Source organism: Candidatus Desulfolinea nitratireducens, from assembly GCF_982879505.1.
In genome coordinates, this window is record NZ_CEYOSI010000076.1 from 1 (window position 1) to 14,839 (window position 14,839).

12 protein-coding genes are annotated in these 14,839 nt (G+C 49.7%); all 12 read left to right on the top strand.

Annotated features, from left to right (window positions below; all coding sequences use genetic code 11):
- The coding region (locus tag AC3DOM_RS08430) for a hypothetical protein (protein WP_487918600.1) at positions 1–1,230 on the top strand (1,230 nt) is incomplete at its 5' end.
- Between the two features lie 298 nt (positions 1,231–1,528).
- Complete coding sequence (locus AC3DOM_RS08435) at positions 1,529–2,119, top strand: FHA domain-containing protein (protein WP_487918601.1); 591 nt, start codon at positions 1,529–1,531, stop codon at positions 2,117–2,119.
- A gap of 66 nt (positions 2,120–2,185) precedes the next feature.
- A complete protein-coding gene (locus tag AC3DOM_RS08440) occupies positions 2,186–2,365 on the top strand; it encodes a hypothetical protein (protein WP_487918602.1) in 180 nt (59 codons plus the stop codon).
- Between the two features lie 3 nt (positions 2,366–2,368).
- A complete protein-coding gene (locus AC3DOM_RS08445) occupies positions 2,369–3,352 on the top strand; it encodes a P1 family peptidase (RefSeq protein WP_487918603.1) in 984 nt (327 codons plus the stop codon).
- A gap of 20 nt (positions 3,353–3,372) precedes the next feature.
- Complete coding sequence (locus AC3DOM_RS08450; protein ID WP_487918604.1) at positions 3,373–4,557, top strand: polysaccharide deacetylase family protein; 1,185 nt, start codon at positions 3,373–3,375, stop codon at positions 4,555–4,557.
- Positions 4,558–4,677: 120 nt separating this feature from the next.
- Positions 4,678–5,025: a histidine triad nucleotide-binding protein gene (locus AC3DOM_RS08455; protein ID WP_487918605.1), complete on the top strand. Its 348-nt coding sequence runs from the start codon at positions 4,678–4,680 to the stop codon at positions 5,023–5,025.
- 29 nt (positions 5,026–5,054) lie between these two features.
- Positions 5,055–5,861: a hypothetical protein gene (locus tag AC3DOM_RS08460; protein ID WP_487918606.1), complete on the top strand. Its 807-nt coding sequence runs from the start codon at positions 5,055–5,057 to the stop codon at positions 5,859–5,861.
- On the top strand, positions 5,854–6,438 hold the full coding sequence (locus AC3DOM_RS08465) for a transposase (protein ID WP_487918607.1): 585 nt from the start codon (positions 5,854–5,856) through the stop codon (positions 6,436–6,438). Before AC3DOM_RS08460 ends, AC3DOM_RS08465 begins: the two co-directional genes overlap by 8 nt.
- Positions 6,439–6,518: 80 nt before the next feature.
- A complete protein-coding gene (gene glyS, locus AC3DOM_RS08470; RefSeq protein ID WP_487918608.1) occupies positions 6,519–9,536 on the top strand; it encodes a glycine--tRNA ligase subunit beta in 3,018 nt (1,005 codons plus the stop codon).
- 59 nt (positions 9,537–9,595) lie between these two features.
- The gene (locus AC3DOM_RS08475) at positions 9,596–11,035 is read left to right on the top strand and encodes a leucyl aminopeptidase family protein (protein ID WP_487918609.1); all 1,440 of its coding nucleotides are present in this window, start codon (positions 9,596–9,598) and stop codon (positions 11,033–11,035) included.
- Between the two features lie 119 nt (positions 11,036–11,154).
- Positions 11,155–13,086, top strand: a complete 1,932-nt coding sequence (gene dnaG, locus AC3DOM_RS08480) for a DNA primase (RefSeq protein ID WP_487918610.1) — start codon at positions 11,155–11,157, stop codon at positions 13,084–13,086.
- Between the two features lie 2 nt (positions 13,087–13,088).
- Positions 13,089–14,639: a sigma-70 family RNA polymerase sigma factor gene (locus tag AC3DOM_RS08485; protein WP_487918611.1), complete on the top strand. Its 1,551-nt coding sequence runs from the start codon at positions 13,089–13,091 to the stop codon at positions 14,637–14,639.
- Positions 14,640–14,839: the final 200 nt, after the last annotated feature.

Genomic DNA, 14,839 nt, shown 5'->3' on the forward strand with positions numbered 1-14,839 from the left:
GAAACACATAAAATCGGTGTTTTGATTTTAGGTATTTTCACCTTAATGGTTGGAGTCAGCGCGCGAGCAGGTGCTTTTTTCATCTTTCCTATGTTGGTCTTATGGGCCGGGTGGGCTTTTCGGGGTCAAAATAAATATTCGTTTCGACTAGCAGGAATAATACTTCTTACTGTTTTAGCAGCATTTTTGCTTACAAATACCATCTATCCCCGATTGGTCGTTGAACCGGGCAATCAAACATTTGGTAGCTTTTCATATATGCTTTATGGCCAGGTCGAAGGAGGGAGTGGTTGGCATAGTGCCATCAAAGACCTACAAACCAGAGACCCTGAAGTGGTGCTTCGCGCAACAGCACAAAATTTTCTTGCGCACCCTACAAGTTTACTGATTGGAATAGCCAAATCTTATAGGGATTTCTTTATCCCAGGGGAACCGGGAGTTTTCAGCTTTTATTCACCGCGTGGAAACAGCGCAGTACAAATATTTCTTTGGCTTGCAGGATTGGCTTTACTTATATGGGGAGGGGTTGTTTTAATAAAAGAAAGGGCATTGTCTACATCTTCTTTATGGTTGGCTTGTTTTTTTGGCGTATTTCTTTCCATTCCATTCCTACCTCCGGTGGATGGGGGGAGAAGATTTTACGCCAGTACCATGCCTTTCTTTTTTATCTTACCCACAATTGCGATCAGTTCAATTTTTCCAAAAATGCAACACCAAATAAAGGATAATATTTCAGATAGGCACGTGCACAATACAGCTGTTTTATTAATTCTTTTGACAATTATTGCCCCCCTCATTATCCTAAATTTGAGCACGGCTCCAACTATTCCTGAAATTACCTGTCCCATAAACCAAGAGCCATTTGCGGTAGAGGTTCATTCGGGAATTTATATAGATTTGGTAAATAACGATGAGATGTCTTCCTGTGGCTATGCCCCTGAAATCTGCTTGAGTGATTTTGAAGCAAATGGCACAGAAAAAAACATAGATGATTTTTACATGGAGTTGCTTGCTCAAGCTCACTCTGCAGATTCAACTATTCGTGTATTTCCGGCCAATGATATGGTTAATGACCGTTTGGTTTTCTTCTTGGGAACGACCGATCAACTTCAATCCAATAGAGATGCCCCTTTGGTGACAGGTTGTGCAACAGAGATTGAAATTCAAACTCAAAATCGACCCGGAATTTATAAAATTGAGACCAGCAGTACAGATTTTGCTACACAGTGACAAACAAAAACAGATACCAAGTTTAATATGGTGTCTGGTCTGGTTCTGATCGTATAGTTTTGTAATTATTTCGCGAAAAATATGAAACCACACCAGAGACAGCCCGTCGCTTCCTCGGTGATCAGACAATTTTGAAATTCCGCAAACTTAAAGAGCGTTGCGACCCGCAAAATTTGCTTTCATCTGATCTTTATCAACGAGTTTTTGCAAAATAGCCAAATAGAACGAATTGACATTTTCCTTTGAAGTCGGTACACTACAAATAATTATTGGAATCATGTCTAATCATGGAGGAACTATGAGTACTCAATATCAACTGGTGATGCGTAACGGTCCAAACCCGGGTGCGACCTATTCTCTTGATGCTGCACAATCAACGATCGGACGTGATCCCGGAAATACGATCTCGATCAATGACGCAGAGATTTCACGCTACCATGTACGGTTGACCGCGCAGGGGGGGAAGATTGTTCTCGAAGATACTGGATCAACCAACGGCACCATGGTCAATGGTAAACGGATCTCAGGACCTCATGTCCTCAAAGCTGGGGAATTGGTTGCATTGGGTGAAGGCATATCATTCGTATTTGAAGCCCTCAGCTTTGACCCTGACGCGACAGTAGTTTCCTCATCATCTCAACCGGCAGCTGCTCCGCGTCAACAACCAGTGGCACCGCCACCTCCACAAGCGTACGCAGGTCAGGTACCTGCTGGCCCGGCACCGGTCGCACCTCCTTCCGCCTCACAAACTGGGAAACGATCCGCTCTCCCCGTGGCCCTTGGCGTTAGTGCATTGGTACTCATCTGTGCGTGTGGCGCTTTTTTCTGGTGGGTGGATGCCACCTTGCGTTGGTGCACATTCTTTCCCTTCATCGCAGGATGCGGGTAAATCAAAACTCTCGCCCCCGCAGAGCTATCTCTGCGGGGGATTTATTTTTTTACCACAGGAGATAAAATGGACGAAACAAACGAACCCAAAACTACAACAATGGCAGAAACCAACAATTATATGATCTGGAAAGCCGAAGAACCAGATGGCGAAACAACCTATCATATCGAGTTAAATAACGTCACCCTGCATTTCTTTGAAGAGGAATGGAAAGAATTAGTTGATTTATTGCATAGCCTGAAATAGCCCATGAAGAACAGCATTACCGATATCCCTGGAATCGAGATAGGTCACGCACAGGATGACGAAGCCCTTACCGGTTGCACTGTAATCCTCTGTCGGAAAGGTGCGGTCGGTGGCTTGGATCAACGTGGCGGCGCGCCGGGCACACGGGAAACCGATTTGCTCAACCCCGTCAACATGGTCGAGAAGATCCACGCTGTACTGCTATCGGGCGGCTCCGCTTTTGGGTTGGATGCGGCAACAGGCGTAATGCGCTACCTCGAAGAGCAGAAGATCGGATTAAATGTCGGCGTGGCGCGAGTACCCATTGTCCCCGCAGCTGTCTTATTCGACCTCGCTCTGGGACGCGCAGATATCCGCCCGGACGCTGAGATGGGCTACAGTGCCGCTGCATCCGCTTCGACAGAAAATACAGGGGTCGGCAATCTTGGTGCAGGGACCGGGGCAACCGTCGGTAAAATATTGGGAATGAAACAGGCGATGAAAGCCGGTCTGGGGACGGCCAGTATGGAAATCGGAGGCGGAGTCATCGTCGGGGCGATTGTGGCGGTCAACGCCTTTGGGGACGTGATCAACCCACAAACGGGAGCAATTTTGGCCGGCGCACGATCCGCCGAAGTCGGTCCCCTTAAATTTGGTACTGAAGGTGAATTTGCCGATACGCTGAGGGTCATGCAAACTTTATCCGGTCGCACTGTAATGAAGTTTGCCGCACGAGGCAATACCGTAATCGGTGCAGTAGCGACAAATGCCAAACTCAGCAAATCTGAAGCGACAAAGGTCGCTCAAATGGCCCAGGATGGTCTGGCACGCACGATCCGCCCGGCCCATACGATGCTTGATGGCGACACAATTTTTGCGCTTTCAACGGGAAATAAAAAAGCGGATGTCTCAACTGTAGGTGCCTTTGCCGCCGAAGTGATGGCACAGGCAATTTTGCGGGCGACAGAAGAGGCTACCTCTATTGGTGGGATTCTGGGGGTAAAATAATTTTCGAGTAGAATTGCCCCATGAAATCTAAATATTTTCCTATTGCCCTTTCCTTGGCCCTGCTCGGCATTTTAATGACCGCCTGCCAGCCTACAACGCCTCCCGAACCCACGCTCGATCCAGCTCAAATTGCAGTTGAAGCATTGGCAACTATCCAGGCAGAATATACGCAGACCGCCCAGGCTGTCCCGCCAACCCCTCTCCAAACCGAAACACCCATCCCCAGCCCAACCGCGATCCGCACCCCACCAGCGCTGCCATCCATCTATCAATCGGCGATACTACATCCTCAGGATACGCCACGAACCTATACATCTGATACCTGCCAATATCTCAATGCCAAATGGGATCCAAATAATAGCGCACCTGGGACCGTTGTCATGGTGGTGATGATCCACTGGATTACTAGTGGCGTGCCCGATCAGCTCTATCAAATTAATGCAGGAGAACTTCGTAAGCTTCTTGAAAATTTCCATGAACAAGGATTTATGGCGATTACGATGGAACAATTAGCTGGTTTTTTAGAAACTAACGCAAAGATACCCTCTCGTTCAGTACTATTACTTGTGGATGACACACACCACTCCCAGTATTTTAACAAGCATTTTCGTCCTTTTTACGAAAAATATGGTTGGCATGTTGTCAATGCGTGGATCAGTGGGCCTGCTATTCTTCAGACCACCAGAGATGAAAATACAGCCCTCGCTCCAGAAGGCTGGATAGATTACCAAGCTCATGGCTATATTCATAATACCCCAATGAGTAATGCATCATCGGATGAATTTCTATTTGGAGAGTTACAAGGGTCAATATCAGACCTTCAAGAACATTTCAATAAAACGCCAATCGCGATCATCTGGCCCGGGGGCGGTTTTGGTGAGCGACCAGTACAAACAGCGCGTGACCTTGGGTATAGGTTGGGATTTACCACCAATCCACGCGGCCCGGTGATGTTCAATTGGGTTCCCCAAACAGATATCAAAGATGAACAGCGTCCTTATTTCATCCCAGAAGGCCCTATCAATGATCCCCTGATGACCCTGCCCCGTTATATTGATATTGCAGCTGGCGCCCATATTGATGAAGTACGGGTGATCGGGAAAGAAGCCGCGGCCTATGCCGAGCAGAATAAAGCGGTGGAGTTGGAATACTACGATATCGTCTGTGTCCCAGGGTATGGTCCGATCCCGACTCATGTACCGTAGTTTTTTTTAAACACGAAGTAATACAAAGGAAAAACTGAATCAAGTTTTGGTTTTCTTTGTGTACCTTTGAGCCCTTTGTGTTTAGCGTTTTCAAAAGAATCCAAAGTAATGGAGGATAGGATGTCTGAAGATTGTATTTTTTGTAAAATTATTGCCAATGAACTCCCAGGAGAGATCCTCTATCGCGATGATCGCGTAACAGCCTTTCGCGATATCCAACCCGCAACTCCCGTTCATGTTTTGATCGTGCCGAATAAACATATCCCCTCGATGAACGAAGCTACCTCTGAAGATGAGGCTGTCTTGGGACATATGCAGTTGGTCGCCAAAAAACTTGCCATCAAAGAAGGGATCGCTGAAAAAGGTTATCGGCTGATCACCAATACCGGACCGGAAGGCGGGCAGGTGGTTTATCACATCCATTTGCACTTGCTGGGCGGAAAATCCATGGCTGGTGGCTTAGTCTAAAATTGACCTATATCAAAGAAAGGTTCAAAATGGCGCGTAAAATTCTCAGTGGGATCCTGATTGCTCTCAGTTTGATTTTGCTGGTATTAAGCCTGGTCGGGATTGGAGCTGCCTGGGTTTACAACCAGCCCCTGACCCTTGAATTGACTGCCAGGCTGATAGCCGCTAATGATGAACTTGATTTGACGCAAACAGCCCTGCACGGTGCCCGGGATGAGATGGAACGTGCCTTGAGATTCATTGATTCAGCCGAAGAATCGCTGGAAGCAATCAGTGAGCAATCTGCCCAGGCAAAGGAATTTCTGGATGCTGTCACCGGAATGCTGGATGAAACCATCACGCCAAGCTTGGAGATATCCAAAGAAAAGATTGGCGAAACACAGAAAACCCTGGATGATTTACGCAAATCCATCGAACTGATCAACAAGATTCCCTTTGTCAACCTGGAAGTTCCGGATTATGAAATTCTGACTTTCTTTATCGAGATGACCAACACCCTTGAGAGTGAGGTGGACCGCGTCGGGGAAATGGCTGAGCAAGCTTCCACTTTTCTAAATGACAGCTCCTATCTTTTGGGCGGTGATTTACAGGAGACCAGGGAAAATATTCGGGACTTTATGGTTGTGGTGGATCAATATGATACCAAGATCGGTGGCTGGCGCGAGCAACTTGCCGCGCTAAAAAAAGATTTTCCGGGCTGGGTCGACCGCGCTTCGATCATCCTGACCGTTTTTTTGCTGTGGTTCGGGTTTTCTCAGTTTGGTTTGTTCCTGCATGGATTGACATCCTGGCGCGGCGAAGATCCGCTGGCGGCGCTGCGGAAGAACGGTGAATGAATTCGATCCAAAAATCCATCATCGCCGTTCGATCCGCCTGAAGGGATACGATTATGCGCAGGCTGGCGCGTATTTTGTCACGGTTGTAACATGGCAACGGGAAACGTTATGTGGCAAAGTTGTAGACGAGGAAATGGTTTTGAATGATATGGGGGAGATTGTTCAAAAATGGTGGCATCAAATTCCAACACATTTTCCAAATGTTGAATTGGGGGCATTTGTGATTATGCCAAATCATATTCACGGAATAATTATGATTACCGAGGGTAGGGGCGCGGTTCCCGCGTCCGATACCGAATTACAAGAATTACAAGAATCCCAACAGGGCAGGGAAACCCTGCCCCTACCATTTCAAAAACATCCTACCTTGGGACAAATCGTTGCCTATTTCAAATATCAATCTACAAAAGAAATAAATGCCCTTGATGGGACAGGTGCGATCACCAAATTTTGGCAACGCAATTATTATGATCGCATCATCCGCAACGAACGGGAAATGTCCCGCATTTGGGATTATATTGAAGCCAATCCCGCGCGCTGGGAAAAGGACGAGGAAAATACTGAAAACATCGCGTAAAGGCACACTACTACCCACCCCTACGTCCTAAACACGGTATAATCCCTTCGAAATTATCCCGAAACCTAAATGAGTAAATAATGACCCAAAAACAATCCCTCCAAAGCATCATCCTCCAACTCCAGGAATACTGGGCCGCACACGGCTGCCTGATCGGACAACCCTATTACACCCAGGTCGGCGCGGGGACAATGAACCCCTCCACATTCCTGCGCGTCCTCGGCCCCGAGCCGTGGAACGTGGCCTACGTCGAACCCTCCGTTCGCCCCGACGACGGGCGCTATGGTGAGAACCCGAATCGATTTCAGCAGCACACCCAATTTCAGGTCATCCTGAAACCCGATCCCGGTGATCCGCAACAACTCTTCCTCGATTCGCTCAAAGCGATCGGCATCGATCCGCGCCAGCATGACATCCGCTTTGTGGAGGATAACTGGGCGCAGCCGGCCATCTCCGCCTGGGGGCTGGGCTGGGAAGTCTGGATGGATGGGCAGGAGATCACCCAATTCACTTATTTCCAACAGGTCGGTGGCGTGGCCCTCGAACCCGTTTCTGTCGAAATTACCTATGGTCTTGAGCGCATCCTGATCGCCCTCAATAATGCCGCCGCCATCTGGGATGAACCCTGGAGCGAGGCCGTCAACTATGGCGAGATCCGTCATCAGGAAGAGTACGAACACAGCAAATATTATTTCGAGATCGCCGATGTTGACCGTCTGCGCCAGATGTACGAAAACTTTGACGCCGAAGCCAACGCCTGTCTCGATGCCGGTCTCGTTCTCCCCGCTCACGATTATGTTTTGAAATGCTCTCACACCTTCAATATCCTCGATACGCGCGGCGCGGTTGGCGTCACCGAACGGCAGGCTTTCTTCCGCAAAATGCGGGGGCTGGCTCGTCGCGTTGCCGAAACTTATCTCGAGCAGCGTCAAAGGCTTGAATATCCGCTCCTTCAGACCTCAGACATCAGTTCTCAGACTTCTGCAAAAGCCCCAACGCTGAAGTCTGAAGTCTTAAGTCCAACGTCTTTCTTGCTCGAAATTGGCGTCGAAGAAATGCCTCATGGGGATGTGGAAGCCATCCTTGCCCAGCTTCGCAAGCGGATTCCGCTCTGGCTGCAGGAGCTGCGTCTCGAACATGGTGAAATTCGGATCCACGCCACCCCTCGACGTGCTACCGTTTTCGTTGAGAATCTCGCTCCCAAACAACCCGACCTCGAAGAGCTCGCCAAAGGACCACCCACCTCCCGTGCATTCGACGCTGAGGGGAATCCCACCAAAGCTGCGATGGGTTTTGCGCGCGGTAAAGGTGTTGAGGTTAAGTCGCTCGAGAAACGGGAGCTTGACGGAGGCGAGTACGTGGTCGCCATCGTCAAGCAAGCCGGAAAGGCCTCCGGTGAGGTCCTGCTCGAGGCTTTGCCCAAGCTGATCGGCGAGATCCACTTTACCAAATCGATGAAATGGAATCAAAGCGGAGTCGCCTTCTCACGCCCCATCCGCTGGTTTGTGGCCATGCTTGGTGAGACAGTGATCCCATTTGAATATGCGGGAGTGATCGCAGGCAATACAACGCGCGGCTTACGCCCCTATGCTTCCCCTGAGATTGAAGTTTCTTCGGCCGATGCCTATTTTGAGATTATCGAAAAAGCAGGCATCGTATTGGATGAAGTAAAACGAAAAGCGATGATTGCCGGGCAGGTCAAAGAAGCTGCAGCATCTGTAGGCGGCGAGGCAATGATTGATGATGACCTGTTGCTCGAAGTGACCCATCTGGTGGAGATACCCACTACGTTTATCGGCAAATTTCCCTCCGAATACCTCGAACTTCCGCGTGATGTACTCATCAAGACCATGCAAAAACATCAACGATATTTTGCGGTTGAAGGTTCAAAAACCCAGGTTGCAAGTGAACCTTCCAACCTTCAACCTTCAAACCTCTTGCCTTATTTCGTGGGAGTCAGGAACGGAGACTCCGAACATCTTGACACCGTCAAACAGGGCAACGAGCACGTCATCAACGCCCGTTTTGCGGATGCAAATTTCTTTGTCCGCGAAGATGTCAAACAGCCTCTCGAGGCTTTCCGCCCTGATCTGAGCGGATTGACCTTCCAGACCGAGCTTGGCTCCATGCTTGATAAATCTGACCGGATGCTAAAACTTGGCGCTGAATTGGGAGCCATGCTTGGCTTGAAAGACGTCGAGCAGATCAAGCATCTCGGGCGCAGCGTTTACCTCGCCAAAGCCGACTTGGTCACCCAAATGGTCACCGAAATGACCTCGCTACAGGGCATCATCGGCCGCGAATACGCGCTTCGTTCAGGTGAAGATGCGGAAGTGGCAACAGCGATCGGCGAGCAGTATCAAACTGTCCCACAGAGCGAGATCGGTGTGGGCCTTGCTCTGACAGACCGGATTGATTCTCTCGTCGGACTCTTCGCAGCCGGACTTGCTCCAACCGGAACAAAGGACCCCTTTGCCCTGCGTCGGGCCGCGATTGGCGTTGTCCAGCCGCTCCTCGAGCATGATCTTGATCTCGATTTGCGTGCAGCAGTCGACCTGGCTGCCATGCTCCAGCCCATCGGGGTCAGCGATGAAATCAAAACGCAGATTCTCGAATTCATCTCTGGACGGCTACACGTAGTCTTGAGGGAACAGGGTTACGCTCACGATGTCGTCGATGCTGTTTTGGCTGAGCAAGCCCAAACTCCCGCACGTGCGGCGGATGCTGCCAGGCAATTATCTGCCTGGATTGCGAGAGATGATTGGGAAACGATCTTCCCTGCCTATTCGCGCTGCGTCCGCATTGGTCGATCAGCAGAAGCAAGTACCGCGTGGAAAGTAGACCCCAAAAAACTTGTTGAAGATGCTGAAAAAGAACTATATGCGGAAATACAAAAAACGATCAACGAGCAGCCATCCAGCATCGACGAGGCGCTCAACGCTGTTGTGGAACTTGTCCCCGCGATATCCGGGTTCTTCGATAACGTCCTCGTCATGGCCGAAGACAAAGCGGTCAAAGAAAACCGGTTGGCATTGGTCGGCAGGATCGCCTCGCTGACAGACGGCCTCGCAAATATGAGCCATTTGGAAGGTTTCTAAACTGAATAAACGCCACTCACCAAGCGTGGCGTTTATATATTTAAAGGAGTAATTTCTTCATGAGCCCTATTCAAATCCCCTCCCCTTTGATATTGGAAGTGAGAAAAGAGAACGCTTGGGATGGCGATCTGATGATCGTCCCGGTTTCTGCTCCGGTCAAAAACAGCCCGGATAAACCCGGACAAAAAATTGGCGATAGCCTCCTTGTCCAAGGAAAAAATTCCCAATTACGCCTATCTCTCGGCGTGGCAGAAAATATCTCCACGAAGGGTATCCGCAAAGCCGGCCAGGCTGCAGCCAAATGGTTGATTGAACACCAGGCCTCCAGCGTGGGACTTCAATCTGCTGCATTCGCCGATTTCGGGGTTGAAAATGCCCTGGATGCTTTCTGTGAAGGTCTGCTTTTGGGTGCATTTTCCTTCGATCGTTATAAAGCGCGGCGAGATGAAATCGGCCCTGTTACTGTCCATCTTTTGGTAAATGGAAATAGTTCAACTTTTCAGGAGAAAATCACCCACCTGACAACAGTAATTGAGGGAGTGAATTTGGCCCGCGAGTGGAGCCACGAGCCACCAAACGTCATCAATCCGGTTAGCCTGGCGGAACGCGCTCAAGCTCTGGCCGCTGAGACTGGTTTGCAATGCACTGTTTTTGGAGAAAAGGAACTTTCCGAAATGGGGGCAGAAGCGATCCTCTCCGTTGGTCTGGGGAGCAATAACCCCTCCCAAATGATCATCCTGAAACATCCCGGACATGAGTCGAGAGCTAAAGAGCCTCCTGTGGTTGTCGTCGGCAAGGCGATCACCTTTGATACGGGCGGCTATTCCCTCAAAGATACCATGGGAATCGTGGGGATGAAATTCGACAAGAGCGGTGGAATGAACGTTTTGGGGATCATGAAAGCCGTCGCAACGCTCAATTTGCCCATCCCCGTGATCGGGATTGTGGCAGCAGCGGAAAATATGATCTCCAGTGATGCCTACAGGCCAAACGATATTATTCGATCCCTTTCGGGGAAAACGATCGAGATCATCACCACGGATGCCGAAGGGCGGATGGTGCTTGCCGATGCCCTGACCTATGCCAGCACCGAACTTAAACCGCGTGCGATCATTGACCTGGCCACACTGACCGGTGGGGTCCTTGTGGCTTTGGGCAATATTCGGGCAGGAGTGATGTCCACTGATGACGAGCTCTCCGAGGCGCTTGCAAGGGCCGGAGACCGTACCGATGAACTGATTTGGCGCCTGCCGTTGGACGAAGAGTATTTTGAGCTTATCAGAGGTCACGACAGCGATCTCAGGAATTCTGCCGGTATTCCGCTGGCAACCTCCATCGTTGGGGGAACCTTCCTGAAGCAATTTGTGATGAACGATATTCCCTGGGCACATATCGATATTGCAGGTACGGCCACGATCAAAAAGACAGTCATCGGCCCCAGAAAATCAACGGGGTTTGGCGTCCGCCTGATTTTGGATTACCTGGAAAACCTGGTTTAATTTATATTCATGAGTTCTCCCCCCGTTTACGGGGGGAGCTAGAGGGGGGCAAAGGTAAAAAAACTCAAAATCGTCTATAATTCACACTGTTCAACCTTCCAAAATCAAACTGGTAAAAAATGAGCACTGTTGACGAAGTAAAAGACCGCATCGATATAGTCGATCTCGTTTCCGAGAGTGGGGTCAAGCTGCGTCGGTCAGGGCGCAACCATACCGGCTTCTGTCCCTTCCACAGCAATACAAAAACGCCTGCTTTTGTCGTCTGGCCCGAAACGGGAACCTGGCGCTGCTTCGGCGAATGCAACGAGGGTGGAGACATCTTCAAATTCGTCATGAAAAAGGAAGGCTGGGATTTCAAGGAATCCCTGCGCTATCTCGCCGAGCGGGCAGGCGTTGAGCTGCAACAGTTCACACCCCAGCAAAAAGAGCAGGCAGAAGCCAATGATAATCTGCGCACGCTGCTTGAAGAAGTGGCCCTCTTTTATCACCAACAATTGAAGACCCCGGCAGGAAAAAAGACCCTCGACTATTTGCGCGAAAAACGCGGGTTGACCGACGAAACCATCGAATCCTTCACCCTCGGATACTCCCCTCCCGGTTGGGATAATGTTCTTAAACATTTCACCGAACGTGGACACACCGAACCGGATCTGATGGATGCTGGTTTGCTCTCCGAAAACGATCAGGGCAGACGCTATGATCGCTTCCGAGACCGACTGATGATCCCGATCCGTGACGCACGCGGACGAATGGCTGGCTTCGGGGCAAGAACAATGGATCCTGAAGGATTGCCAAAATACCTGAATTCCCCCCAATCAGATGTTTTCGATAAAGGACGCCTGCTCTACGGCCTCGACCGGGCGCGGAAAGCAATCCGCTCTAGCGACCAGGCGGTGATCGTGGAGGGCTATCTCGATGTCATCACCCCCCATCAGGCCGGTTTTGAGAATATCATCTCACCAATGGGCACAGCCCTGACCGAAGATCAACTGCGGATGATCAAACGCTATACGCCCGGTAATCATATCGTGCTGGCCCTCGACCCGGATGCAGCCGGACAAAAAGCGATCCTGCGTGGGCTGGAAGCGGCCCGAAAATCCCTCGACCGTGAAGGGGAGTTGGGGTTTGATGCCCGCGGCTATCTCCGGCATGAGGCCCGATTACAGGCTGATCTGCGCGTTGCCAGTCTGCCAGACGACCTCGACCCGGACGAGATTGTGTTACGCAATCCCGAAGAATGGAAAGAGATCATCGCCGGGGCAAAACCAATTGTGACCCATGTCATGGAAACCCTCGCCGTAGGTCGTGATCTTGATGACCCGAAAGAGAAAAGCGATATCGCCGCGCAGGTTTTGCCACTGATCGCCGATTTGCCAAATCCGATTGAGAGGGAAACTTTCCGTCAGCAGTTGGCCCGGATGTTGAAAGTAGACGAACGAGCATTAATCGGCGGGCAAGCCCGGGGTAAGAGGGTGAGACGAATACCATCCTCTAAACGAAAGGTCGTAAAAGACCAGGAAGTCCAACAATCTACGGCAGGTATTGCAGCTGTTAATCCTGCCCGCAAGATCGAGGAATACTGTTTGGGTATCCTGATCCGCAACCCCAATCTACTCTACAGACTCGACCGCGCTTTACAAGAATCGGGACTACACGCGCTCAGTCTGGAAGATTTCGAGTATACAGAGAACCAGACACTCTTCAGGGCAGTTAAGGCATCACTGGAACAGGATGAATTGGAAGCGTACGATCATATTTCAGCCAATCTCCCTGAGGCATTGGCTGAGCTGAAGAAAAAGCTCCTCGCCGAGACGGAAGAGCTCAGCCCGGTGGAGGAACGTTTGCTCGAAGAGGCACTGCGTGGCGTGATAAAATTACGTCGCTTGGGCTTGAACGAAAGTCTGAACCAACTCCGTTTTTTTCAGGAAGAAGCGCAACAGAAAGGTGATCTGGAAGAAAATTCCTATCAAGAATTAGTGATGCAGCATGCCCTTATGCTGCGTACCCTGGATGAAGCACAACGCCGATTAAGCCTTCGTAGATTGGAATGATGATGACAAAAAATTCCACAAAAAAGCCACGTGAGCTAGGTGCTGATGAACGGAAACTTCTCGTCACCGTACGCAGGAGTGCTTTTGATCTGGATGAGCCAGACGAAGACAGCCTTGCGGAAATTGATGGACCGCTTAGCGAGGAAAACGAGGCGGCTAAATCTGCAGAAGCCGAAAGGGCGTTGCAAACAGATAATTCAGATGATCCGGTGCGCTTATATCTGCGTGAGATCGGGCGTGTAGAGCTTCTTGATGTAAATAGCGAATTCCGTCTGGCAACAATGGTTGAAGGGTTGCGTTTTGTAAATAATTCTCGCTGCCAGCTTATCCAGGGAAATATTTCTTTAGAGACAAATACCTACCGGACAATTATTGGAGATCTGCTCAGTTTTTGGAAGGAAATTAAGAAAACCATTAGCAAGGATGAGGGCGAGCTCCCCGATCTTGGCTTGATGCTGGCAGAAGCACAATCGCTGCACCATGGGTGGGAAAAAGACTCCCCCTCGTATACACGAGCCTATCTTGATAATGGGCTTTGGGGGAAAAACGACCACTGGAATCAAGTTGCACATCAGGTTTATGGCCTTTTCCTGTGTTTTTACCTGCTCCCTTTCTCATACGCCAAATGGCTACTTGAATATATCCGCAAATCTCAAAAATTGCCCGTGCGCAAAACTTTTTTTCGTAATTTGCCTGATGATGAAAGCCTTCGATTTGAATTGGATGCAATCGCCTATAGAAACGATACGGCAAGTCAGGCGCTTGCCCGTTCCAATCTCCGCCTGGTCGTGAGCGTGGCAAAACGCTATATGGGACGCGGGGTCTCGTTTTTGGATTTGATCCAGGAGGGAAATTTAGGCCTGCTACGCGCGATTAACAAATTTGATCCGCGGCGAGGCTTTAAATTCAGCACCTATGCAACCTGGTGGATCCGCCAGTCAATAAACCGTTCAATTGCCGAACAGGCACGCACCATTCGCATTCCCGTTCATTTATTTGAAGCGATCAGTCGGATTTATCGCGCCCAGCGAAAAATGACACAGGAGCTGGGTCGCACCCCCTCATCAGTAGAACTGGTACTCGGAACAGAATATCTTGCCCAAAAGGATATCCAGGAAATCATCACCGCCCAAAGCAAATCCGTAGCAATTTCGCCAGAAATAATGGCTCGTTGGGAAAACGCTGCAAAAAAAGTGGAAGACATCCTGAAGATTGCAGAGGAACCTGTCTCCCTGGAAGTTCCAGTTGGCGGAGATAATTCCAGCCAACTAGGAGACTTTATCGAAGATGTGGACGCCATTGCCCCTGTGGACGCGGCTGCCCGTGAGATGCTCCGAGAACAGGTACAGACTGCACTTTCTGCCCTTTCAAAGCGCGAACGCCAGGTATTGGAACTGCGCTTTGGATTGAATAATGGTAAAGAGCATACCCTGGAAGAGGTGAGCTGTTACTTTGGCGTTACCCGTGAACGTATCAGGCAAATCGAAGCGAAAGCATTGCGTAAATTACGTCACCCCACACGCAGCCGTGAATTGCGCGATTATTTGCTCTAATTAGCAAACCTAAATATGAATAGGGCAGCCGACTATCTGGTCTGCCCTATTTGATTCCTAAACCTAAATTCTAAAAACTACTTTCCTGCTATTGGTCTGTCAAGAATAAAATGATGGAAGATAGTTTCTTGATTTAAACAAACGATAACAGTTCCTGAGCGGAAGGCGATTGTTTTTGAGCCTGAAGTCGAAGGACGAAT

Coding starts and splice junctions, on each gene's coding strand:
- AC3DOM_RS08435 (WP_487918601.1), top strand. CDS start 1,529: ATGAGTACTCAATATCAACTGGTGATGCGTAACGGTCCAAACCCGGGT.
- AC3DOM_RS08440 (WP_487918602.1), top strand. CDS start 2,186: ATGGACGAAACAAACGAACCCAAAACTACAACAATGGCAGAAACCAAC.
- AC3DOM_RS08445 (WP_487918603.1), top strand. CDS start 2,369: ATGAAGAACAGCATTACCGATATCCCTGGAATCGAGATAGGTCACGCA.
- AC3DOM_RS08450 (WP_487918604.1), top strand. CDS start 3,373: ATGAAATCTAAATATTTTCCTATTGCCCTTTCCTTGGCCCTGCTCGGC.
- AC3DOM_RS08455 (WP_487918605.1), top strand. CDS start 4,678: ATGTCTGAAGATTGTATTTTTTGTAAAATTATTGCCAATGAACTCCCA.
- AC3DOM_RS08460 (WP_487918606.1), top strand. CDS start 5,055: ATGGCGCGTAAAATTCTCAGTGGGATCCTGATTGCTCTCAGTTTGATT.
- glyS (WP_487918608.1), top strand. CDS start 6,519: ATGACCCAAAAACAATCCCTCCAAAGCATCATCCTCCAACTCCAGGAA.
- AC3DOM_RS08475 (WP_487918609.1), top strand. CDS start 9,596: ATGAGCCCTATTCAAATCCCCTCCCCTTTGATATTGGAAGTGAGAAAA.
- dnaG (WP_487918610.1), top strand. CDS start 11,155: ATGAGCACTGTTGACGAAGTAAAAGACCGCATCGATATAGTCGATCTC.
- AC3DOM_RS08485 (WP_487918611.1), top strand. CDS start 13,089: ATGACAAAAAATTCCACAAAAAAGCCACGTGAGCTAGGTGCTGATGAA.